Origin of the sequence: Rufibacter roseolus, from assembly GCF_017916365.1 — a bacterium.
Taxonomy (GTDB): domain Bacteria; phylum Bacteroidota; class Bacteroidia; order Cytophagales; family Hymenobacteraceae; genus Nibribacter; species Nibribacter roseolus.
Genome location: NZ_JAFMSU010000002.1, coordinates 420,116 through 441,003, shown reverse-complemented (window position 1 = coordinate 441,003; position 20,888 = coordinate 420,116). Strand labels below are relative to the sequence as shown.

Below are 20,888 nucleotides of genomic sequence, written 5' to 3'. Positions count from 1 at the left end.
TTAGGGGATATTCAGGAATTTATGGGTTTGCAACGAAATGCGCCACTTAGGGTTGCTTTTCACATACTCCACAATCTGGGGCATCATCACGTCGGCTTTGCTCCACTCGGGCTGCAGGTAAAGGCGCGTGTTAGGTCCCACCTGCGCGGCATGTTCCTCAGCCCAGGCGAAATCGCTTTTGTTGAACACAATCACCTTCAGTTCCCCGGCGTGCGGCTGTACGCTGGGGTGCGGACCTTTGAATTTTTTGGGCGAAAGGCAGATCCAGTCCCAGGTTCCGCTCAAAGGGTAAGCCCCCGAGGTTTCTATGAACGTCTGGATGCCGCGTTTCTGCAGTTCTGAGGTAAGGTAATCCAAGTTATAGATCAACGGCTCGCCGCCCGTCACCACTACAGCTTTGCCCGGGTACTGCTCAGCCTGCTGCACAATCCAATCGGTATCGGTGAGGGGGTGCAGTTTCGCATCCCATGACTCTTTCACGTCGCACCAGTGGCACCCTATGTCGCAGCCCCCCAACCTGATGAAGTAGGCGGCTTTGCCGGTATGGTACCCTTCGCCCTGGATGGTGTAAAAATGCTCCATCAAAGGTAATTTGGTGCCGTCTTTGGGTACGGTGTGCACTGAGGCAATCTTAATATCTGCTGTCGCTTCCAATTTCTAAGTAATAAGCTAAACGGTTTAGGGCCCGTTTTCATGAAAACTGTCCCAAAACGTGAATTGTTGTATTAACCCAACATCTATTCAACGGTATAAGTTGCCGCATGGGCCCGCTTTACCAATTGGATTTTCCTTGGGCGCCGCAAAGTTAACTATTCCTGCCCAGAGTTGCAGGACGGCTTTTTCGCGTGACTTCCCATAGTCCAATAAAGTTTTTTCAGCTTTTCACTTTTTCCTTTGATAATTTTTCAGATATTGCCAGCACCAATGGCACAAACTCTCAACATAGTATCCCTTCTGCTTTCTCCTGCCATTCAGGAGACGGGTACCGGTGTGTTGGCGTTTTCCATTACCACAGGCATTACCACGATTACCCCTCCGGGGGTATAGCTGCACATATCGTCCCTTCCAAAGGCCAAATTCTAGCTGGCCTTTTCGGCCTGTGGCCGGAAATCAACGTAACAATTATCGTTTCCTAAAAGCCTGATCTTATGCTGGTTTTGAAATTTGGAGGTACCTCCGTGGCCAATGCCGGGGCCATCCGTCAACTGATCTCCATTCTGCGGGAGAAAAACAACCCTAAAATGCTGGTGGTGGTCTCCGCCATGTCCAAAGTCACCGATCTGCTCATCAGCCTGTACCAGAAGGCCGCAACCCATGATGTTACCTACCTGGAGCTCCTATCGCAGCTGGAGAGCAAGCACATGGAGGCCATTGAGGAACTGGTACCCATGAGCCAGCAGATTGACATTAAAGGCCGTATCAAGATGATTTTCCGGGAGTTGGAAGACTTGTGCCGCGGCATTTACCTCCTGGATGAGCTCAGCGACTCTACTAAAGCCCGGGTTATGGCCTACGGCGAGCGCCTGTCCTCGGCCATCGTGTCGGTGGCGTTCCAGCACCACGGTCTGCCCAACATACTGGTAGACAGCCGCGACTTCATTCAAACCGACAACAATTACCTGAATGCGAAGGTGAACCTCAAAGCCACCTACGCCTTTATGCGAGACAACCTGCCACAGGCGGATCTCCTAGTGGCACCCGGCTTCATCGCCCGCTCCGCCGACGGCAAAACCACCGTCCTGGGCCGGGGGGGCTCTGACTATACCGCTTCATTGTATGCTGCTGCCTTGAATGCTGAACTGCTGGAGATCTGGTCTGATGTGGACGGTATGTATACCACCGATCCGCGCAAAGCGGCCGCCGCTTATTCTATTGAGGAACTGAGCTACGAGGAAGCCATGGAGCTGGCGTATTTCGGGGCGAAGGTGCTTTACCCTCCCACCATCGCGCCTTTGGTGGCCGCCAAAATTCCGCTGGTACTCAAGAACACCTTTAACCCGGCCCATAAAGGAACGCTCATCTCGGCCAACCCCGCTCCTAGTGCTCAGAACGTGAAGGGAATTTCCTGTATTGACCACATTGCGGTGCTTACCATCAGCGGGAGCGGTATGGTGGGCGTTCCCGGCGTGGCCATGCGGATGTTCAAAGCCGTGGCCCTGGAGTGCATCAACGTTTATTTCATCACGCAGTCATCTTCTGAGCAAAGCATCACTATTGGTCTGGCCGAGGCCGAGGGGGAAAAAGCTGCCCAGGCCATCACCGAGGAATTTGCCGGCGACATAGAACAAGGGCTCCTGAACCCGGTAAGCGTAGAGACGCCCATGAGTATTGTGGCCATTGTAGGAAACGGCATGGTACAGCAGCCCGGCATCGCGGGCAAGGCTTTCTCGCTGCTGGGTGACCATAACATCAACATCAGGGCCATCGCGCAGGGCGCTACCGAACGGATTATATCCGTGGTTTTGAACACCAATGACGCCCACCGCGCCGTGAATCTGCTCCACGACCGGTTCTTCCTCACCGTCCCGGAAAAATCAACCGCCACGCTGGCGTAATCGCTTTACCCGAAGTTTTCAGAATACACGCAATAAACTAACCATTAAAAACTGATCAACAGACCTCTACCAGTTTAAAGTCTTAGGTCTGACATACAGATACAGCGCCTTATTTATGGATAACAACAATTTTGTCAAAGCCTACGCCCCGGCTACGGTGGCCAATGTCTGCTGCGGCTTTGACGTGCTGGGTTTTGCCCTGGACGCCCCCGGAGATGAAGTATGGGCCCGTAAATCAGATGCCCCGGGTGTCACCATTTCCGCCATCCACGGCATTGAAGGACTTTCCACTGATGCTAAAGAGAACGTGATTGGCGTGGTGGCCCAGAAAATGCTAGAGGCCCTGAACATTACCCACGGCTTGGAGTTGCAACTGCACAAAGGCATGCCGGTGGGCAGCGGTTTGGGCAGTAGCGCCGCCAGTTCGGCCGCAGCCGCCTTCGCCGTGAACGCCTTGTTGGGTTCGCCTTTCACAACCCAGGAACTGGTAATGTACGCCATGGAAGGTGAGCGCAAAGCCTCCGGTTCTGCCCACGCCGACAATGTAGCGCCTTCTCTTCTGGGTGGGTTTGTGTTGGTACGGGATTATGAGCCCCTGGATGTGGTGCCTTTGGGGGTGCCGCTGGAATTGTACTGCACCATTCTGTACCCGCAGATAGAACTCAAAACTTCGCTGTCGCGCAGCATCCTTAAACAGGAAATCCCGCTCAAGAAAGGCATCCGACAGTGGGGAAATCTGGCGGGTTTAATGGCCGGCCTGTTGAAGAAGGATTATGGCTTGGTTGGGCGCAGTTTGCATGATGAGATTTTCGAGCCAGAGCGCTCGGTGCTCATTCCTTTGTTCAAGCAGGTCAAAGATGCCGCTATAAGTGCCGGGGCTTTGGGAGCAGGAATCTCAGGTTCGGGGCCGTCTATTTTCGCTTTGTCGGCGACGCTGGAGCAGGCCCAGGAGGTGAAGAAAGCCATGGAAGCCGTTTATGCTGGCAGCGGAATTGAAACCAAAACGTATGTATCACAGGTGCCGGACCAGGGTGTACGCTTGGTGGCCCAGTCAACCTTCCAACCTGCCGTTTCGCTATGAAATACTACAGCACCAATGACTACGCTGCCCAGATGAGTTTCAAGGAAGCCGTCATCAAAGGGCTACCCCAGGACAAAGGGCTCTTCTTCCCGCATGAGATCCCTGCCCTGGGCGAAGACTTTTTTGAAGCGCTCCCTACCCTCTCGCTGCCCGAGATTGCCTTTGAAGTTTTACAGCCTTATGTCACCGCTGATATTTCTCCGGACGACCTGCGAAAGATCTGCGCCGAAGTGTTCAATTTCCCGATTCCGTTGGTGGAGGTGGAGAAAGACATCTACGCCCTGGAGCTGTTCCATGGGCCTACCTGCGCTTTCAAAGACGTAGGTGCCCGATTCATGTCCCGCTGTTTGCAGGCCTTCGCGGAACCTGACCGTCCGGTTACCGTATTGGTGGCTACTTCAGGCGATACCGGCAGCGCCGTAGCCAACGGTTTCCTGGGCCTCGACAACATTGACGTGGTGGTGGTGTATCCGCAGTTGGGCGTAAGCGAGATTCAGGAAATGCAGTTCACCACGCTGGGCCAGAACACCAGCGCGGTAGGCATTGAAGGCACCTTTGACGATTGCCAAGCCCTTGTGAAACAGGCTTTTTCAGACGAAGAGTTAAACCAGAAGAAGAACCTTTCCTCGGCTAACTCCATTAACGTGGCGCGGTGGCTCCCGCAGATGGTGTATTACTTCTATGCCTGGGGACAATGGAAAAAACTGAACCCTGAGGCCACTGAGATCACTATCTCGGTGCCCAGCGGAAATTTCGGGAACCTGGCTGCCGGATTGCTGGCCCGTCAGATGGGCTTACCCGTTACCTACTTTGTAGCCGCCACCAACCGCAACCGCATTGTACCTCACTACCTGGAGACCGGCGAGTATGCGCCCGCTCCCTCAGTATGCACCATCGCTAACGCTATGGACGTAGGAAACCCCAACAACTTCCCGCGCATCCAGGAGCTGTTCCGCCATGAACTGGGGGCCATCCAACAGGTGGTCAAAGGCTTCTGGGCCGATGACGAGGAAATCAAAGGCACCATCAAACTGGTGCACCAGGACACGGGTTACCTCTTAGACCCGCACGGCGCCATCGGGTACCTGAGTCTGCGCCAACTGCTGCCTGAGCTGAAAACCCCGGGAATTTTCCTGGAAACCGCGCACCCGGCCAAATTCAAGAAAAGCATGGAAGAAGTCTTAGGCCAGGAAATAGAACTACCAGAGCAACTGAAGGTCTTCCAGGGTAGGCAGAAACAAGTCACCGATATGCCCAATGACTTTGCCGGGTTCAAACTGCTCTTGATGCAGGAACATAAGGAAGGAACCCTTTAATGACGTTTAGAAGTGCTTTGATTAAAGTGACTCCTAAACGGAAAACGCCTCACCTGCTTTGAGCAAGTGAGGCGTTTCTGTTTTATGGCTTATTCTAAGCGTGTACTTCTTTCTTGGCGGCCCGAAGGGTGTTCTTCAGCAGCATGGAGATGGTTAACGGACCTACGCCGCCGGGTACCGGGGTGATGTAGCTGCATTTTGGGGCTACTTTCTCAAAATCGACGTCGCCGCGTAGGCGCCAGCCTCTTTCGCGGGTGGGATCGGTAACGCGGGTGGTTCCTACGTCAATCACTACGGCGCCTTCTTTCACCATGTCCTCGGTGATGAGGCCGGGTTTGCCCACGGCCACGATGAGGATATCGGCTTGGCGGGTGTGGTGCGCCAGATCCACGGTGTTGCGGTGGCAGATGGTAACGGTGGCCTCGCCGGGGATGGTGCATTTGCTCATGAGAATGCTGATAGGCGTTCCCACGATGTTGCTGCGGCCTACCACTACGCAGTGCTTGCCTTTGGTTTCAATGTTGTAGCGTTCCAGCAACTGCATGATGCCGTAAGGGGTTGCAGGCAGATAGGCGGGCAGACCGGCTACCATGCGACCCACGTTCACGGGGTGGAATCCGTCCACATCTTTCTTGTAATCCAATACCTCCAGCACTTTGTTCGGGTTGATGTGCTTGGGCAGCGGCAACTGCACAATCAGGCCGTCAATGGCATCGTCCTCATTTATCTCCCTGATCTTATTAAGAAGGGCTTCCTCGGTTATATCGTCCTCGTAATGCAACAGCGTGGACTCAAACCCTACGCGCTCGCAGGCCAGTACTTTGTTGTTTACATACGTCATTGAACCACCGTCATGGCCAACCAGAATAGCAGCCAAGTGTGGTACCTTTCCTCCTTGTTCTTTGATGTGGGCAACTTCTGCGGCAATCTCGCTTTGGATGGCTTCAGAGGTTTTCTTTCCGTCTAAAAGGGTCATGGGTAAGAGAATGAGAGATGATACGAAGCGCAAAAGTACATGCCAACGGGGAAAGGTCCACGGGTTTTCGCAGTTATTTCCTGAGCCTGAGTTATATGTAAGAAAAAAGATATTCCACTTTGGCTTAGTGCAAGTCTTATTGCAATTGCCACCTGCTATCCTTACTGTTTTATAGCTTATTATGGAAAAAGAGGCGATAAACAAGACGAAGGAGATCCAAAGGATGAACCACACTCAGAGAAACATTGAGACAGGTTCGGCAACCTTTTCCCTCCGCTTTACTGAAACTCATTAACCCGAACTCGTCTGTAAAAGAAAAATCCCTTTCGAAGCTGTTTTTGGGAAAATAGGCCCGAAAGGGATTTCTGATTATCGGTGTTCAGGTTAGATCAATGCACGTCTACCGGCACGTTGGAGTTCTTCTTGAACTTCTGCAGGTAGAGCAGCGGAATGGAGCAAAGCATGATCATCCCCGATACCCAGAAGGCATCGGTGTAGGACAAGAGGGCGGTCTGCTTCATCACCATCCCTTCAATGGCTTTGTAGGCGGCTTTCTGCGCATCCATGAACGTGTAGCCTTTGCTCAGGAAGTTCTGCATGAGGCCGTTCAGGCGTTGGGTGAACACGGGGTTATACTCGTTGATGTTCACCAGCAGGTTGTTGCGGTGGAAGCCCTGGCGCACGTGGATGAGCGTAGTCAAGGCCGCAATCCCGAAGGAGCCGCCCAGCTGGCGCATCATGTTGTTCAGACCAGTTCCCTGCCCTACCTCATGTCCTTTCAGGTCCTGGATCGCCAGCGTGGTCAAAGGCACGAACAGCAGCGCCATCCCGATTCCCCTGATGGCTAGTGGCCAAAAGAAGTCGCCGGTGCCTGAGAGCAAGGTGGAGTGGTTCATCATCATCGCGAAGACAAAGAACAAGAGCATCCCGCCCGTCGCCATGAACTGGGCCGGTACGCCGCGCTGCAGCATCTTCCCGATGAACGGCATCATCATGATGGTGAACAGTCCGCCCGGGAGCAACAGTTTACCCGATTGCTGCGCCGTGAAGCCCAGCAACCCCTGCGTGAACACCGGGAACACGAACATGGAGCTGTATAAACCGAAACCCAGCACAAAAGAGGTGAACATGCCCACCGAGAAACTCCGGTGGCGCATGATCTTGAAATTGACAATGGGGTACTCAAACGTGAGCTCGCGCCAAATGAAGAGCAGCGTCCCGATCACGGCGGTTGCCGACAGCACGATGATGTAGGTAGCTGCAAACCAATCCTCGGTCTCGCCTTTCTCCAGCACAATCTGCAGACTGCCCACGGCAATGGCCAGCAGCGCAATGCCCCACCAGTCCACGGGTTTGCCGCCTAGCTCTCGGGGTGTCTTCTTGATGAACAGGTAGGTGGCAATGGCCGCCATAATGCCCACCGGAATGTTCACGTAGAAAATCCAGGGCCAGGAGTAGTTATCGGTGATGTAGCCCCCGATGGTGGGTCCCAAAGTAGGCCCTACCACGGCGCCCAACCCGAACAAGGCGGTCGCGGTTCCTACCTGCTCTTTGGGCCAGGCCTCCAGCAGGATGGACTGCGAGGTGGACAGTAATCCGCCCCCGGCCAGCCCCTGCAGAATCCTGAAGATCACCAGTTCCTCCAGACTGGTGGCGTTCCCGCAAAGGAAAGACACCAGGGTGAACACAATGATGGAGAACAGGAAGTAGTTCTTGCGGCCAAATCGGCTCCCCAACCACCCCGACATAGGCAGAATGATCACGTTGGCCACCGCGTAACCGGTCACAATCATGGCTACGTCTTCCAGCGTCGCGCCTAGATTGCCCTGGATCTGCGGCATGGCCACGTTTACGATGGTGGTGTCAATGAGCTCCAGCAGCGCCGCCGAGATCACCGTAATGGTGATGGCCCATTTTCTTAATCCAGTTTCAGCCATAGGTTATTCTTGCGTCAGGACCGATGTTTTCACGCTCATGCCTGGGCGCAGTTTCTTCATCAGTTCAGGAGAGGCCTTGATTTTGATTTTCACGGGCACGCGCTGTACCACTTTCACGAAGTTACCGGTAGCGTTATCCGGGGGCAGCAGAGAGAACTTGGCGCCGGTGGCCGGTGAGAAGTTATAGATCTCCCCTTGTACATCGGCCTCAGGAAAAGCGTCTACCTCAATCTTCACTTTCTGTCCCTCGCGGATGTTCTCCAGTTGGGTTTCCTTGAAATTGGCGGTTACGAAGATGCTGTTGTCATTCACGATGGAGAACAGGCTCTGGCCGGCTTGCACCAACTGACCTTTCTGCACGTTTTTATTCGATACAATGCCGCTGGCCGGCGCCGTGATGGTGGTGTAAGACATCTGCAGTTTGGCAAAGTCCACATCGGCCTGGCGCTGGTTTACGCCCGTGTTGGTCACCGCCAGTTGCGAGCGGGTAGTACCTACCTGCTGCAAAGCGGCTTTGTACTGGTCCTGCGCGGCCTGGTAGTTTGCCTGGGCCACGTCGCGGTCGGCTTTGGCCTGGTCAAACTGCTGCTGGGTGATAGAACCGTCTTTGATCAAATTAGCGAAGCGGTTGTAGTCCTGGGTTGCTTTCCAGAGACGCACGCGGGTGGCCTCAATGTTCGCCTTGGCGGTGGTAGCAGTGGCAGCGGTGGCGGTAATCTGAGACTGGTTTACGCCGGTGCTGGCACTGGCGCCTTGTGAAGCGGCCATTGCCTGCTCTACTTTGATGGCGTAGTCACGGTCATCCAGTTTCACCAGCACCTGGCCTTGCGTTACGTGGGTGTTTTCCTCAAACATGATGGTATCCACGTAGCCGCTCACACGCGCCACCACTGGGCTGATATCGGCGTCAATCTGGGCGTCATCGGTGTCCTCGTGCTTGCTGAAATACAGGTATTCTTTCACGCCAAAGAATCCGCCAATGATCAGGACTAGGCCCAGGATGATGGGAATTACTTTGTTCGATTTCTTTTTCTCAGTTTCCATTTGGGTTGTATGCGGTGATTAGTTAAGGATATTTCCAGTTGATTTTAATAAAGTAAAATAAGCCAGGCCAGCATCGGCTTTGGCCAGTTCCAGGTTGATGAGGGCCTGGTACAGGCGGGTCTGCGCCTCAATTCTGTCGGTAGCCGAGGCTACTTTGTTTGTGTAGCGCGAGGCCTCGCTGCGGTCGTTCTCCTCGGCCTGAGCGATGGAGGTCTGCAGGATGTTGATTTTGTCCAAGGCCAAAAGGTAACGTTGGTAGTTCTGGTTCACCTCGGTTTTCAGTTGGTCCGTGGTCAGTTCGCGGCTGATGTCCAGCTGGGATCTCTGGATCTTGGCCTCAGCGATCTTGTTTTTGTTTGTCCAGAGGCGGTCAAAGTTCCAGGCGGCAGTCAGACCTACCGTCCCGATGGCCAGAGAACCACGCGCCGGCGGAATGATGGAGCCGCTGGGGTTGATGTGGTAGGCATCGGCGGAGGCCACCAGGGCGGGCAGCGCATCGGCTTTGATAGACTTGATGTTGTTATCGGCGGCGCGGCTGTTCAGGTCAATGGCCTGCAGTTCCTCGCGGTTAGCTAGGGCAGAATCCACGTAAGCGGCCAAAGACACGTTGCGGCCGTCCGGCGCGGCGGCGTTTTCCACCACCAGGTCATTGTTCTCCGGCAAGCCCAGCAGTACGTTCAGGTTATAAACCACAATCTTGCGGTTTATCTCCAGGTCGGAGCCGGTGAGCTCCACATTGCTGCGCTGCAGCTGGAAGCGCAATACATCGTTCTTGGTCACAATGCCCTGCTCAAAGAACCGCTTCGCCTGCTTTATCTGCTTGTCAATTGCCTGCAGGTTCTGCGCCACCACTTTCTGGCTCTGCTGCAGTTTGTACAGGTTGAAATAAGCGTTGGTCACATGGTAGGCAATCTCGTCTTTGTCCTTCTCGGCGTCCAGACGGGCCACCTGGGCCATAAGGTCAGTGGATTCTTTGGCGTACTTCAGTTTGTTTCCGGCAAAGATCACCTCTTGCACAGAGACCGTCCCTAAAAAAGCATCGGCACGCTTGGGCAGGAAAAACGGCTCGGCGTGTTTGGACATCTGCAGGATGTTAGAAGGGATCTCGGCGTGGTTGTAGGTGTAGCTGGCGCTGGCTTTAGGCTTGGCCTCGTCTTTCACCTGGTTGTAGCGCGAAATGGCCTGGTCAATCTTGGTTTGGGAAAGGCGCAGTACCTTGCTATTCTGCACCCCCATTTGCACGGCTTCCTGCAGGTTCAGGTGTTTGGCTTCCTGGGCCGCCGCCGGTTGGGCAAACGCCATCAGGAAGCTAAAGCCTCCTACCACGACCGCCGAAAGGACGCTCCGTCCAAAGGCAGGATGCTCAGCAGAAGCATTATTTCTCAGTTTCATTTTTAAGTAAGTGTGTTTTAAGGGAATCTTGTAAATAAGCCAGCAGGCGCGGCTTCATTTCTTCTTGCAGCACCTGGTCATCCATCAAATCCATTTTCAGGATCTTGGAGGCCAACCGGCGGGAGTTGATAAGGTAGTTGACCGTCCCAAAAATTCCGGCCACGGTCATTTCAATGTCTACTTCCCGGAACTCTCCTTTCTGGATGCCTTCTGCCAGCACCTGGTGCACCAGCATCACATTCTGGTAAAGGTTTTCCAGCACGAAGTCGGTCACTTCGGACCCGGTGCGGATCACGGAGATTTCCCGGAAGATGATCTTGTGGAAATATTTGCTCGTGGCCACCCGGCTCACGTACAGCTGCACGATCTGGTTGATTTTCTCCCAGCACGGCATGTCCTGGTGGGCGATCACCTCAAACTCTTTCCTGGTTGAGGACATCCGGCGTTCTACTACCGCCTTCAGCAATCCGTCCTTAGACCCGAAGTAGTAATTGAGCATGGCCATGTTCATGCCTGCCTCCTGGGCCAGCAGCCGGGTAGAAGCGCCATCGTAGCCCATCTCGCCAAACACGCGTTCCGCCACGTTCAGCAGGTGCTCTTTCTTATCTATTTTTTCTTTCTCTGCCATTTTCTAAAGTGGCGCAAAGTTAATCAATCGATTGATTAATAAACAAGACAAGATTCTGTTTTGTTTCCGATTTTCTGAAAATGCTTTAAAAACGAAGGGGGATTGTTTCTGGAGGTAGTCAGGCCGGAAAACCCGCAAAGTTAGGTCCTAGCCTAAACAGACTCAGTAATGCCTCTATCTTGCATCCTTTGGAGTTGAAAAGATAAGGCTCTGTTTCAAGCCCGATTTCAGGAAAACAGCCCCAAAATATTTGTAGCTTACACAGGGCTGATGGGCGCGCGTTGCTTTTTTCTAGCCAATTGGGCCGCCGAGGACGCGACGATGATCCCCAGCAAACCAGCCGCAATGGCGGTCATAATCATGTCATTCATGATCATCTCACGGTCACGCAGGGCAAAACGCAGGAAAAAGGTAGGCAAAGAGACGAGCGCCACCAAAACCCAGTATCGGAAGAAAGCAGCTTGTTCATCGGCGGAATGGATGGCAGGCAGCCGCAATGCTTGGATGACCAGGAGGATGCCCAAAATCAGGCTGCTTAGGTACTGGTTGAGGTGGTACCCGGGCACATCCCGGCCAAAAATCTCATAGGCAGCGGCCAGCGCCGGGATATGCTGCGCGGTGTAGCCGTAGTCATGGGTGAAATCGTCGCAGAGCAGGTGCAGCACTACGCCAAGAAACCCCGAGGTGATCACCACCACCCAATTCTCCTTGAAGTAAGCCGGCCAGTTGAATTGCGAGTAGACCGAGAACCGTTTTTGCAGGAAAACCGGTAAATGACCCAAAAAAGGGTGCCTCACCCAGCAATGGTACAGAAAAGCCATGACCACCACCACCGGGATATCGAACAGGAAAATGCCCTTCAAGGTGTGGCTGATTTCGGTTTCGGCCCGCATTCTGAAAAAGAACTCGAAATCAGGCGCCATGCTGCCCAGCACCATTGCGGTAAGGGAGACTTTCTGGCCGGAGACCGACTTGAACGGCAACACGACCGCGGGGTGGGAAAAAGTGAAAGGCATGGCGTACGGGTAAAAGAAAAACCCGGTGCAGTGGCACCGGGTTCTGAAATCAATCTAGTTTAAGAACTGCAAGGAAGGCTTCCTGCGGAATCTCCACGTTGCCCACCTGGCGCATACGCTTCTTCCCTTTCTTCTGTTTCTCCAAGAGCTTCCGTTTACGGGAGATATCCCCGCCGTAGCACTTGGCCAATACGTTCTTTCTGAGGGCTTTCACCGTCTCACGGGCAATGATTTTCTGCCCGATGGCGGCCTGGATGGCGATCTCAAACATCTGGCGCGGCAGCAGCTCCCGAAGTTTCTCGCAGAGGCGCTTACCCCAGTCATAGGCCTTATCGCGGTGCACAATGGCAGAAAGGGCATCCACTTTCTCGCCGTTAAGCATGATGTCCAGCTTCACCATGTGCGACTCCCGGAACCCAATGAGTTCGTAGTCAAGGGAGGCGTAGCCCCGGCTGATGGTCTTGAGTTTATCGAAGAAGTCGAACACGATCTCGGCCAGCGGCATCTCAAAGATGAGCTCCACACGGTCAGAGGTCAGGAAGTTCTGGGCTTTCAGGATACCGCGCTTGTCCATACACAGGGAGATGATCGGACCGATGAACTCGGCTTTGGAGATGATCTGCGCCTTGATAAACGGCTCCTCAATATGGTCAATGAAATTAGGCTCTGGCATCTCAGACGGCGCGCTTACCGCAACCTCGCCGTCTTTGGTGGTGAATGCCTTAAACTGCACACTGGGTACCGTGGTGATCACGGTCATGTCAAACTCGCGCTCCAGACGCTCCTGCACAATCTCCATGTGGAGCATGCCCAGGAACCCGCAACGGAATCCGAAACCGAGCGCCGCGGAGGTTTCCGGTTCCCATACCAGAGAGGCATCATTCAACTGCAACTTCTCCATTGAGGAACGCAGCTCTTCGTACTCGGTGGTCTCCACTGGGTAAATCCCCGCGAATACCATGGGTTTCACTTCTTCAAAGCCCTGGATCTGGATAGTGTCTGGGTTGGCAGCGTGGGTAATGGTATCCCCTACTTTTACTTCTTTCGCGTTCTTGATCCCGGAGATGAGGTAACCCACGTTTCCGGCCCCCATCACCTGCTTAGGCTCCTGGTTCAGTTTGAGTACGCCAATCTCGTCGGCCTCGTACTGCTTGCCGGTGGCAATGAATTTCACCTTGTCGCCTTTGCGCAGTGTGCCGTTCATGATCCGGAAGTACACCTCAATACCGCGGTAAGAGTTGAACACCGAGTCAAAGATCAAGGCTTGCAACGGCGCCTCGGGGTCGCCTTTGGGCGCCGGGATGCGGTCACAGATGGCCGCAAGGATCTCCTCAATACCAATTCCCGCCTTTCCCGAGGCATGGATAATGTCTTCCCGCTCGCAGCCGATCAGGTCTATGATCTGGTCACTTACCTCCTCAGGCATGGCATGCGGCAAATCAATCTTGTTCAACACCGGGATGATCTCCAGGTCGTTCCCAATGGCCAGGTACAGGTTGGAGATGGTCTGCGCCTCAATTCCCTGCGAAGCATCCACAATCAGCAGCGCGCCCTCGCAGGCGGCGATGGAACGGGAAACCTCGTAGCTAAAGTCCACGTGGCCGGGCGTGTCAATAAGGTTCAGGATGTAGTCCTCGCCTTTGTAGTTATAGTTCATCTGGATGGCGTGGCTCTTGATGGTGATGCCGCGCTCCCGCTCCAGATCCATGTTATCCAAAAGTTGGTTCTGCATTTCCCGCTCCGTCACTGAGGAAGTAAACTCCAGCAGGCGGTCGGCCAGGGTGCTTTTGCCGTGGTCAATATGCGCAATGATGCAAAAATTGCGGATGTTCTTCATAGAAATCGATTACAATCAACAAAGATAATAAAGAAATGCGAGCCGCTGGAAAGCATCTGGGAGCCTGGACTTACTTTTTACGTTTTCTGGCCTCTTTTGGGCCTGTTTTCTGAAAATAAGCATAAATACAGACTTAGCTCAATAAACTGGCTTGGTTTAAATGAATTTTCTTTTGTTTAAAACCTCTTCTTTTCGCAGCAGCCGTATAACCCGTGTTGAAATTGAACTGATATGGCTGAAGAGAAGGACGTTAGTGTGTTCCGGGGAACGGAGGGCCACATGGCCGAGATAGTGGAACGCAATATCAAGGCGCTGCTGGACCGGCGCAAACAGGAAGATCGTTCCCGGAATATGTCTGAACGCATTTCTGACGCGGTAACCAAATTCACGGGCAGCATGCTGTTTGTGGTTATTCACCTGTTGCTGTTTGGCACCTGGATTGCCTGGAATTCTGGTTGGTTGGGCCTGAAACCCTTTGATGAGTCCTTTGTGGTACTGGCGATGTTCGCCTCGGTGGAGGCTATTTTTCTGTCCACCTTCGTGCTCATCAGCCAGAACCGCTCCAACATCCAGGCCGACAAACGGGCTGATCTGGACCTGCAAGTCAGTTTATTGGCCGAGCACGAGATTACCCGCCTGGTAACCCTGGTGACCGCCATGGCCAAGCAGATGGGTATTGAAGCAGCCCATGACCCTGAGATTGATGAGCTCGCTAAGGATGTCCAGCCAGAGAAAGTGATGGACACCATGGAGAAGCAGCAGGAAAATCTGGAGAAGGAAAAAAGCAAAAGTTAATAACTCGCCGCCTGTATCCGTTTCAAGACTATTTATCTGAAAACGGCTGAAAAACGAATATCACTCTTCTGGTTTCAGGTTGGGGAAAGCCCACTTCAGCCGCACGGCCAGGATTCTGATGAGAATAATAATCCCGATGGCGATCCAAACGGGTACCCCGGGCGGCACCGGGGCCAGGCGCATAAGCAAGTAAGAGGCGCCGCCCGCCAGGCAAGCCGTGGCATAAACCTCCCTTCTGAAAATCAGGGGAATCTCGTTACAAAGGATATCGCGCACCACCCCCCCGAATACCGCTGTCACCACCCCCATCACCAAGGCAATCAAGGGCGGCACGTTCAGCCGAAGCGCTTTTTCCATGCCCAGGATGGTGAACAAGGCAATTCCCACGGTATCAAACAGGAACATGGTCCTTCTGAATCTACCAATGATCTTCCTGAAAAACAAGGTCACCATCACCGCCGCAAAAACCGTGATCAGCAGCCGTTCATCCTGTACCCAAACCGGCCGCAGGTTCAGCAACAAGTCCCTTACCGTTCCTCCCCCCAAGGCCGTCGCGAAAGCGATGACCGATGCCCCAAACGGGTCCAGCTTCTTATCGGCGGCAGTTAAGGTGCCACTGATGGCAAACACGAAGGTACCTACCACGTCAATAAAGGGAATGAGGGCGGAAGCAGGCAGTTCAGGCATAGGCAGATTTTTTTGGTAAACTACGCAAAAGCGGGTTGGTAGCAGCAACCGTCTGTGAACGAAACCTGGTTTGAGCCTGTTTCAGGAAAAATAAGGCCTAAACTGCCAGACTGCGCCAAGCGCTTTTTCTGAGGCTTTGGCCCCATTCTCTTCTTCTGTAAATCCGTAAAGCATGGTAGAGTGGCCTGCTTTTAAACATGCTCGCCCGGCACTCAGGATTGCGCCTCCACCATTCGTCTAAAATTCGTACTTTCGCACAACGTTCACCAGCTAAGCTAACAAATGTCAGTTACCACTGTACAACCCTACAAACCGGTTAACCACATCCGCATTGTCACTGCTGCCTCTTTGTTTGACGGCCATGACGCGGCTATTAATATCATGCGCCGGATTATTCAGGCGTCTGGCGCCGAGGTCATCCACCTGGGCCACAACCGCTCCGTGCAGGAGATCGTGGACTGCGCCATCCAGGAAGATGCCCAGGCCATTGCTATCACCTCTTACCAGGGCGGTCACCTGGAGTACTTCAAGTACATGTATGACCTCTTGAATGAGCGCGGTTGCGGCCATATCCGCATCTTCGGGGGTGGCGGAGGCGTGATTCTGCCTACGGAGATTGAGGAACTGCACGGCTACGGCATCGCCCGCATCTATTCCCCAGACGATGGACGCGCCATGGGTTTGCAGGGCATGATCAATGACATGCTGCAGAAGTGTGACTTCCCTACCGGCCAGAACCTGAACGGTGAGGTGAAGCACCTGAAAGAAAAAGACATTAAATCCATTGCCCGCCTTATCTCTGCCGCGGAGAACTTCCCCGAGGAGTTCGCCAAGGTGAAGGAACAGTTATTGAATGGCGTTGAACAGCAATCCGCCAGCCCACAGCAGGTAAGCACCCCGGTATTGGGTATCACCGGTACGGGCGGGGCAGGTAAATCATCGCTGGTGGATGAACTGGTGCGCCGCTTTCTGATGGACTTCCCGGACAAGACCATCGCCATTATCTCGGTGGACCCTTCAAAGCGGAAAACAGGCGGGGCCCTGCTGGGCGACCGTATCCGGATGAACGCCATCAGCAACAGCCGCGTGTACATGCGCTCCCTGGCCACTCGCCAGAGCAATCTGGCCCTGAGCCGCTACGTGCAGGACGCCGTGGACGTGGTGAAAGCCGCCCAGTTTGACTTGATCATTTTGGAGACTTCGGGTATTGGCCAGTCAGACACGGAGATCATTGAGCATTCAGACGCCAGCCTGTACGTGATGACACCCGAGTACGGGGCAGCCACCCAGCTGGAGAAGATTGACATGCTGGACTTCGCCGATATCATTGCCCTGAACAAGTTTGACAAGCGCGGCGCCCTGGATGCCCTGCGCGACGTGAAGAAACAATACAAGCGCAATCACCAGCTCTGGGACGTGAGCGACGACCAGATTCCTGTGTTCGGGACCATCGCCTCGCAGTTCAACGACCCCGGCATGAACCGCCTGTACAAAGCCCTGATCGCGAAGATTTCGGAGAAAACCGGCGTCTCTTTTGACTCCAGTCTGCAGGCGACGGGTGAGATGTCTGCGAAAGTTTACATCATCCCTCCTGCCCGTACGCGCTACCTTTCTGAGATCGCAGAAAACAACCGCAGCTACGACAAGTGGGTACAGGACCAGGCCGCCGTGGCCCAGAAACTCTACGGCATCCGCCAGTCAATTGAAGCCATCCAAGCCATTGAGGTGGAAGATAAAGACCGATTGATTAAAGGGTTAGAGTACGCCTACGAAGAAACTGCTTTAAGGCTTGATGGCCAGAACAAGAAGCTGTTGGAGCAATGGCCCGAGAAGCGCCAGAGCTACAAAAACGAGTTCTATGAGTTCAAGGTGCGGGACAAAGTGCTAAAGGTGAAAACCCACACCACCAGCCTGTCGCAGTTGGATATACCTAAGGTGGCCACGCCGCGCTACGAGGCCTGGGGCGATTTGCTCAAGTGGAACCTGCAGGAGAACGTACCAGGCGAGTTCCCATACACCGCGGGCGTGTTCCCCTTCAAACGCGAGGGCGAAGATCCTACCCGTATGTTTGCCGGCGAAGGCGGACCGGAACGCACGAACCGTCGCTTCCACTACGTAAGTAAAGGATTGCCAGCCAAGCGTTTATCCACTGCCTTTGACTCTGTTACTTTATACGGAGAAGACCCGGATCTCCGTCCGGATATCTATGGCAAGATCGGTAACTCTGGGGTAAGCATCTGCTGCCTGGATGATGCCAAGAAGCTGTACTCTGGCTTTAACCTGGCTGACCCGATGACCTCCGTGTCCATGACCATCAACGGTCCGGCCGCTATGCTCACCGGTTTCTTCATGAACGCTGCCATTGACCAGCAGTGCGAACTCTACATCAGAGAGAACGGCCTGGAAGCAGAGGTAAACGACCGTATTGAGGCTATTTTCCAGAAATCAGGCCAGAAACGCACTACTTACCAGGGCGAGTTGCCCGACGGCAATAACGGCTTAGGCCTGATGCTTTTAGGAGTTACCGGTGACCAGGTGTTGCCGGCTGATGTATACTCCCAGATCAAGGAGCGCACGCTGGCCTCGGTACGCGGTACCGTGCAGGCCGATATCCTCAAAGAAGACCAGGCCCAGAACACCTGTATCTTCAGCACCGAGTTTGCCTTACGCTTGATGGGTGATGTGCAGCAGTACTTCATTGACCACAACGTGCGCAACTTCTACTCGGTTTCTATCTCCGGGTACCACATAGCCGAGGCGGGCGCCAATCCTATTTCGCAGCTGGCCTTCACCCTGGCCAATGGCTTTACCTTTGTGGAGTACTATGTGAGCCGCGGCATGGACATCAACGCGTTTGCGCCTAACCTGAGCTTCTTCTTCTCCAACGGCATTGACCCAGAGTATGCGGTAATTGGCCGTGTGGCCAGAAGAATATGGGCTAAAGCCATGAAGCTGAAGTACGGCGCCAACCCACGCTCGCAGATGCTGAAGTACCACATCCAAACCTCGGGCCGCTCACTGCACGCGCAGGAAATCGACTTCAACGATATCCGGACTACCCTGCAGGCGCTGTACGCCATTTACGACAATTGTAACTCGCTGCACACGAACGCCTATGACGAGGCCATCACCACGCCTACCGAAGCTTCTGTGCGCCGCGCCATGGCGATTCAATTGATCATTAACCGGGAGCTGGGTCTGGCCAAGAACGAGAACCCGCTGCAAGGTTCCTTCATCATTGAAGAACTGACCGACCTGGTGGAGGAAGCCGTACTGCTGGAGTTTGACCGCATCACCGAGCGGGGCGGCGTGTTAGGCGCTATGGAAACCATGTACCAGCGCGGTAAGATCCAGGAGGAAAGCCTGTACTACGAGACCCTTAAGCATACCGGTGAGTACCCTATCATCGGGGTGAACACTTTCCTGAGCAGCCAGGGCTCGCCTACCGTGATTCCGTCTGAAGTGATAAGAGCCACCGAGGAAGAAAAGCAGTACCAGATCTCCATGCTGCAGGAACTGCACGCCCGGCACGCGGACAAAGCCCCTGCCCTCTTGAAGCAACTGCAGGAAGTGGCCGTGCAGAACGGCAACATCTTTGAAGCCCTCATGGAAGCCTCTAAGTATTGCTCCCTGGGTCAGATTACCAATGCCTTGTTTGAGGTAGGTGGCCAGTACCGCCGCAACATGTAATAATTAGCCCAGCGCTTAAATTCATTTTGGGCCTGTTTTTATGAAAGGAGTCTGCAAATGCAGGCTCCTTTTTTTATTTAAGAGATAATGAAAAAGGATTTTTGAGCAGAAAAAGAGATTGTGAGTAAGTCAGGAGTGGGCTACAATCAGATGAACAACTTTGAAGGTCTTCCTTCTACTTACCAGCCATGATCAGGGTGCATCCTGTAGTAAATTCACCAGTGTAGATCTTCTTTCTCTTCTTCAAAAATAATCTTGCGCCTGGGTATTTAATTTAATACAAGAATAATGTAAATTTTACCTGGAAGTTAACAAGATTGAAGAATTTTACGTTTGTAATATAAACGCAACAAGCCATGAAAATCATTACAACCGTTACCACTATCTTAGTGATTGGTGCCTTAGGCTTTTTGGCAACCACTTGGTTATCGCCCGGAAATATCCCGCTGGACCTTTCCGATGAAGATTATCATCTGTACCTGTAAGGTGAAAAACTGAGGCAAGGAACTCCGCCGGAGGGCGGATTAGCGTTCTTGTACCATCCAAATTCCATAGAAAACGTACCTTTACCTAACAAAAGATAAACTATGGAATTAAACGACCTTTCAAAAAGAATCAGCTACATCATTGGCCGCGACATGGCAGCCAACTTTGCCAAACAGGGCATTGAAGTAGAACCAGAGGCCTTGCTTTTCGGGCTTAAAGAAGCCATTAGCGGAAATCCCTCCAAACTGGACCAGAACGAGGTGCAGCAAGCCATGATGCAACTGCAGATGCAGATGCAGGAAAAACAACAAGCCCAGGCCGGAGCGTCTGGCGAGCAAAACAAAATAGAAGGCGAAGCTTTCCTGAAAGCCAACCAGGAAAAAGAAGGAGTTCACTCACTGCCAAGCGGTCTCCAATACCAGGTGCTGGAAAGCGGCTCAGGCAAAACCCCGTCCAGAAACTCTAACGTAACTACCCATTATCACGGCACGTTGATTGACGGCACCGTATTTGACTCATCCTATGAGCGCGGGGAGCCGGCTTCCTTTCCGGTTAGCGGCGTAATCGCCGGCTGGACCGAGGCCCTCCAATTGATGAAAGAAGGCGACAAATGGCGTCTGTTTATCCCAAGCAACCTGGCCTATGGTGCCAGAGGCGCGGGCGGAGACATTGGACCAAACGCCACGTTAATCTTCGATGTGGAATTGATTACGGTTAACAACTAAGCCTTACCGGCTGAATAAACCTAAGGAGGATGCGCTCAGGAGCCGTCCTCCTTTTTTCATTCTATAGGCGTAGAAGGCTTAACTGCGTGATAACGGCCCATGAGTATGGCATTCCTGGACAGCTAATTCACACACGTATCCCAAGCTCTGCTATGACGCAGAACAGTTTAGGGTGCATTTTTACTTTATTGAACCAGAAACGGAAAGATTGTTGCCCAGAGATAGATCAGGAGGGAATGGTTGACTGGTGTTCTAACCAATCAATGGCTTCGTCTACCTGGGTAAAATAATGGATATGGATGGGTAAGTTGATCTTGCAGACCTTGTTCAGGGAATAGTCATGGATCATCTGCTGGTATCTCTCCTCAGACATAACCAACGCCACCTGCAAACCCTCGGGCACAGAGGGAAGGGCCTCGTTTTGCAGGATACTTAATTCCCACTCCTCGGCTTCAATAGAAAGAACTCCCCTGCTAGAGTTGTTGATAAGGCATTTCTCCAACTTTTCGGCAGAGATCAAATGAAACAATTCATTCATCCCTTGCTGACATTCCTCCAAGCCCACATCTTTCTTCCAATTCAACACTGCTACTCTCCGAGGGGTATCTAACCAGACTTTAAAATAATCAGTCTCAGCTTGAACCATAAATCCATCTTTTAAAGAAATATAACTTTTCAAACTATTTAATATTACTATTTAATTATTTTATATACTTTTTTTTA

At 53.0% G+C, this 20,888-nt stretch carries 18 protein-coding genes; 8 read left to right on the top strand and 10 right to left on the bottom strand.

Going from position 1 to position 20,888, the window contains the following annotated elements; all coding sequences use genetic code 11:
- Positions 1–582 (bottom strand): 7-carboxy-7-deazaguanine synthase QueE, encoded by a 582-nt coding sequence (locus J3P35_RS10780; RefSeq protein WP_210465563.1) that lies wholly within the window; start codon positions 580–582, stop codon positions 1–3.
- 342 nt (positions 583–924) lie between these two features.
- Here J3P35_RS10780 and J3P35_RS22110 point away from each other — a divergent pair, with 342 nt between their 5' ends.
- The 4 genes from J3P35_RS22110 (at position 925) to thrC (ending at position 4,952) form a co-directional block, all read left to right on the top strand.
- Positions 925–1,047, top strand: coding sequence for a hypothetical protein (locus tag J3P35_RS22110; RefSeq protein WP_262897556.1), 123 nt, complete (start codon positions 925–927; stop codon positions 1,045–1,047).
- Between the two features lie 101 nt (positions 1,048–1,148).
- Positions 1,149–2,555 (top strand): aspartate kinase, encoded by a 1,407-nt coding sequence (locus tag J3P35_RS10775; RefSeq protein ID WP_210464613.1) that lies wholly within the window; start codon positions 1,149–1,151, stop codon positions 2,553–2,555.
- A 115-nt stretch (positions 2,556–2,670) separates the two neighbouring features.
- Entirely contained in the window at positions 2,671–3,636 is a 966-nt protein-coding gene (locus J3P35_RS10770) for a homoserine kinase (protein WP_210464612.1), read from the top strand.
- Positions 3,633–4,952, top strand: a complete 1,320-nt coding sequence (gene thrC, locus J3P35_RS10765) for a threonine synthase (protein WP_210464611.1) — start codon at positions 3,633–3,635, stop codon at positions 4,950–4,952. The genes J3P35_RS10770 and thrC overlap by 4 nt, the downstream gene beginning before the upstream one ends.
- A 94-nt stretch (positions 4,953–5,046) precedes the next feature.
- Here thrC and J3P35_RS10760 read toward each other — a convergent pair whose 3' ends face one another.
- The 7 genes from J3P35_RS10760 to lepA form a co-directional block, all read right to left on the bottom strand.
- Entirely contained in the window at positions 5,047–5,928 is an 882-nt protein-coding gene (locus J3P35_RS10760) for a bifunctional 5,10-methylenetetrahydrofolate dehydrogenase/5,10-methenyltetrahydrofolate cyclohydrolase (RefSeq protein ID WP_210464610.1), read from the bottom strand.
- 389 nt (positions 5,929–6,317) lie between these two features.
- Positions 6,318–7,865, bottom strand: coding sequence for a DHA2 family efflux MFS transporter permease subunit (locus tag J3P35_RS10755; protein ID WP_210464609.1), 1,548 nt, complete (start codon positions 7,863–7,865; stop codon positions 6,318–6,320).
- A gap of 3 nt (positions 7,866–7,868) precedes the next feature.
- Positions 7,869–8,909 carry an HlyD family secretion protein gene (locus tag J3P35_RS10750; RefSeq protein WP_210464608.1) on the bottom strand — a complete coding sequence of 347 codons (1,041 nt, stop codon included), beginning with the start codon at positions 8,907–8,909 and terminating at the stop codon, positions 7,869–7,871.
- 18 nt (positions 8,910–8,927) lie between these two features.
- Positions 8,928–10,301 carry a TolC family protein gene (locus J3P35_RS10745; RefSeq protein ID WP_210464607.1) on the bottom strand — a complete coding sequence of 458 codons (1,374 nt, stop codon included), beginning with the start codon at positions 10,299–10,301 and terminating at the stop codon, positions 8,928–8,930.
- Positions 10,285–10,929 carry a TetR/AcrR family transcriptional regulator gene (locus tag J3P35_RS10740; protein ID WP_210464606.1) on the bottom strand — a complete coding sequence of 215 codons (645 nt, stop codon included), beginning with the start codon at positions 10,927–10,929 and terminating at the stop codon, positions 10,285–10,287. Before J3P35_RS10740 ends, J3P35_RS10745 begins: the two co-directional genes overlap by 17 nt.
- A gap of 257 nt (positions 10,930–11,186) precedes the next feature.
- On the bottom strand, positions 11,187–11,945 hold the full coding sequence (locus J3P35_RS10735) for a DUF4184 family protein (protein ID WP_210464605.1): 759 nt from the start codon (positions 11,943–11,945) through the stop codon (positions 11,187–11,189).
- A 49-nt stretch (positions 11,946–11,994) separates the two neighbouring features.
- Complete coding sequence (gene lepA / locus J3P35_RS10730; protein ID WP_210464604.1) at positions 11,995–13,782, bottom strand: translation elongation factor 4; 1,788 nt, start codon at positions 13,780–13,782, stop codon at positions 11,995–11,997.
- A gap of 231 nt (positions 13,783–14,013) precedes the next feature.
- Between lepA and J3P35_RS10725 the strand changes: the two genes are divergently transcribed.
- On the top strand, positions 14,014–14,577 hold the full coding sequence (locus J3P35_RS10725) for a DUF1003 domain-containing protein (protein ID WP_210464603.1): 564 nt from the start codon (positions 14,014–14,016) through the stop codon (positions 14,575–14,577).
- Positions 14,578–14,637: 60 nt separating this feature from the next.
- Here J3P35_RS10725 and J3P35_RS10720 read toward each other — a convergent pair whose 3' ends face one another.
- Positions 14,638–15,264: a trimeric intracellular cation channel family protein gene (locus J3P35_RS10720; protein WP_210464602.1), complete on the bottom strand. Its 627-nt coding sequence runs from the start codon at positions 15,262–15,264 to the stop codon at positions 14,638–14,640.
- 282 nt (positions 15,265–15,546) lie between these two features.
- Between J3P35_RS10720 and J3P35_RS10715 the strand changes: the two genes are divergently transcribed.
- The 3 genes from J3P35_RS10715 (at position 15,547) to J3P35_RS10710 (ending at position 20,165) form a co-directional block, all read left to right on the top strand.
- Positions 15,547–18,954: a methylmalonyl-CoA mutase family protein gene (locus J3P35_RS10715; RefSeq protein WP_210464601.1), complete on the top strand. Its 3,408-nt coding sequence runs from the start codon at positions 15,547–15,549 to the stop codon at positions 18,952–18,954.
- Positions 18,955–19,310: 356 nt separating this feature from the next.
- Entirely contained in the window at positions 19,311–19,439 is a 129-nt protein-coding gene (locus J3P35_RS22105; protein ID WP_262897555.1) for a hypothetical protein, read from the top strand.
- A gap of 102 nt (positions 19,440–19,541) precedes the next feature.
- Positions 19,542–20,165: an FKBP-type peptidyl-prolyl cis-trans isomerase gene (locus tag J3P35_RS10710; protein ID WP_210464600.1), complete on the top strand. Its 624-nt coding sequence runs from the start codon at positions 19,542–19,544 to the stop codon at positions 20,163–20,165.
- 226 nt (positions 20,166–20,391) lie between these two features.
- Here the strand turns inward: J3P35_RS10710 and J3P35_RS10705 are convergent, their stop codons facing one another.
- Positions 20,392–20,811: a hypothetical protein gene (locus J3P35_RS10705; RefSeq protein WP_210464599.1), complete on the bottom strand. Its 420-nt coding sequence runs from the start codon at positions 20,809–20,811 to the stop codon at positions 20,392–20,394.
- Positions 20,812–20,888: the final 77 nt, after the last annotated feature.

What these genes read in the sequence shown, in the direction of transcription:
- J3P35_RS10780 (WP_210465563.1), bottom strand. Translation starts at nt 582, where the DNA reads ATGGAGCATTTTTACACCATCCAGGGCGAAGGGTACCATACCGGCAAA.
- J3P35_RS22110 (WP_262897556.1), top strand. Translation starts at nt 925, where the DNA reads ATGGCACAAACTCTCAACATAGTATCCCTTCTGCTTTCTCCTGCCATT.
- J3P35_RS10775 (WP_210464613.1), top strand. Translation starts at nt 1,149, where the DNA reads ATGCTGGTTTTGAAATTTGGAGGTACCTCCGTGGCCAATGCCGGGGCC.
- J3P35_RS10770 (WP_210464612.1), top strand. Translation starts at nt 2,671, where the DNA reads ATGGATAACAACAATTTTGTCAAAGCCTACGCCCCGGCTACGGTGGCC.
- thrC (WP_210464611.1), top strand. Translation starts at nt 3,633, where the DNA reads ATGAAATACTACAGCACCAATGACTACGCTGCCCAGATGAGTTTCAAG.
- J3P35_RS10760 (WP_210464610.1), bottom strand. Translation starts at nt 5,928, where the DNA reads ATGACCCTTTTAGACGGAAAGAAAACCTCTGAAGCCATCCAAAGCGAG.
- J3P35_RS10755 (WP_210464609.1), bottom strand. Translation starts at nt 7,865, where the DNA reads ATGGCTGAAACTGGATTAAGAAAATGGGCCATCACCATTACGGTGATC.
- J3P35_RS10750 (WP_210464608.1), bottom strand. Translation starts at nt 8,909, where the DNA reads ATGGAAACTGAGAAAAAGAAATCGAACAAAGTAATTCCCATCATCCTG.
- J3P35_RS10745 (WP_210464607.1), bottom strand. Translation starts at nt 10,301, where the DNA reads ATGAAACTGAGAAATAATGCTTCTGCTGAGCATCCTGCCTTTGGACGG.
- J3P35_RS10740 (WP_210464606.1), bottom strand. Translation starts at nt 10,929, where the DNA reads ATGGCAGAGAAAGAAAAAATAGATAAGAAAGAGCACCTGCTGAACGTG.
- J3P35_RS10735 (WP_210464605.1), bottom strand. Translation starts at nt 11,945, where the DNA reads ATGCCTTTCACTTTTTCCCACCCCGCGGTCGTGTTGCCGTTCAAGTCG.
- lepA (WP_210464604.1), bottom strand. Translation starts at nt 13,782, where the DNA reads ATGAAGAACATCCGCAATTTTTGCATCATTGCGCATATTGACCACGGC.
- J3P35_RS10725 (WP_210464603.1), top strand. Translation starts at nt 14,014, where the DNA reads ATGGCTGAAGAGAAGGACGTTAGTGTGTTCCGGGGAACGGAGGGCCAC.
- J3P35_RS10720 (WP_210464602.1), bottom strand. Translation starts at nt 15,264, where the DNA reads ATGCCTGAACTGCCTGCTTCCGCCCTCATTCCCTTTATTGACGTGGTA.
- J3P35_RS10715 (WP_210464601.1), top strand. Translation starts at nt 15,547, where the DNA reads ATGTCAGTTACCACTGTACAACCCTACAAACCGGTTAACCACATCCGC.
- J3P35_RS22105 (WP_262897555.1), top strand. Translation starts at nt 19,311, where the DNA reads ATGAAAATCATTACAACCGTTACCACTATCTTAGTGATTGGTGCCTTA.
- J3P35_RS10710 (WP_210464600.1), top strand. Translation starts at nt 19,542, where the DNA reads ATGGAATTAAACGACCTTTCAAAAAGAATCAGCTACATCATTGGCCGC.
- J3P35_RS10705 (WP_210464599.1), bottom strand. Translation starts at nt 20,811, where the DNA reads ATGGTTCAAGCTGAGACTGATTATTTTAAAGTCTGGTTAGATACCCCT.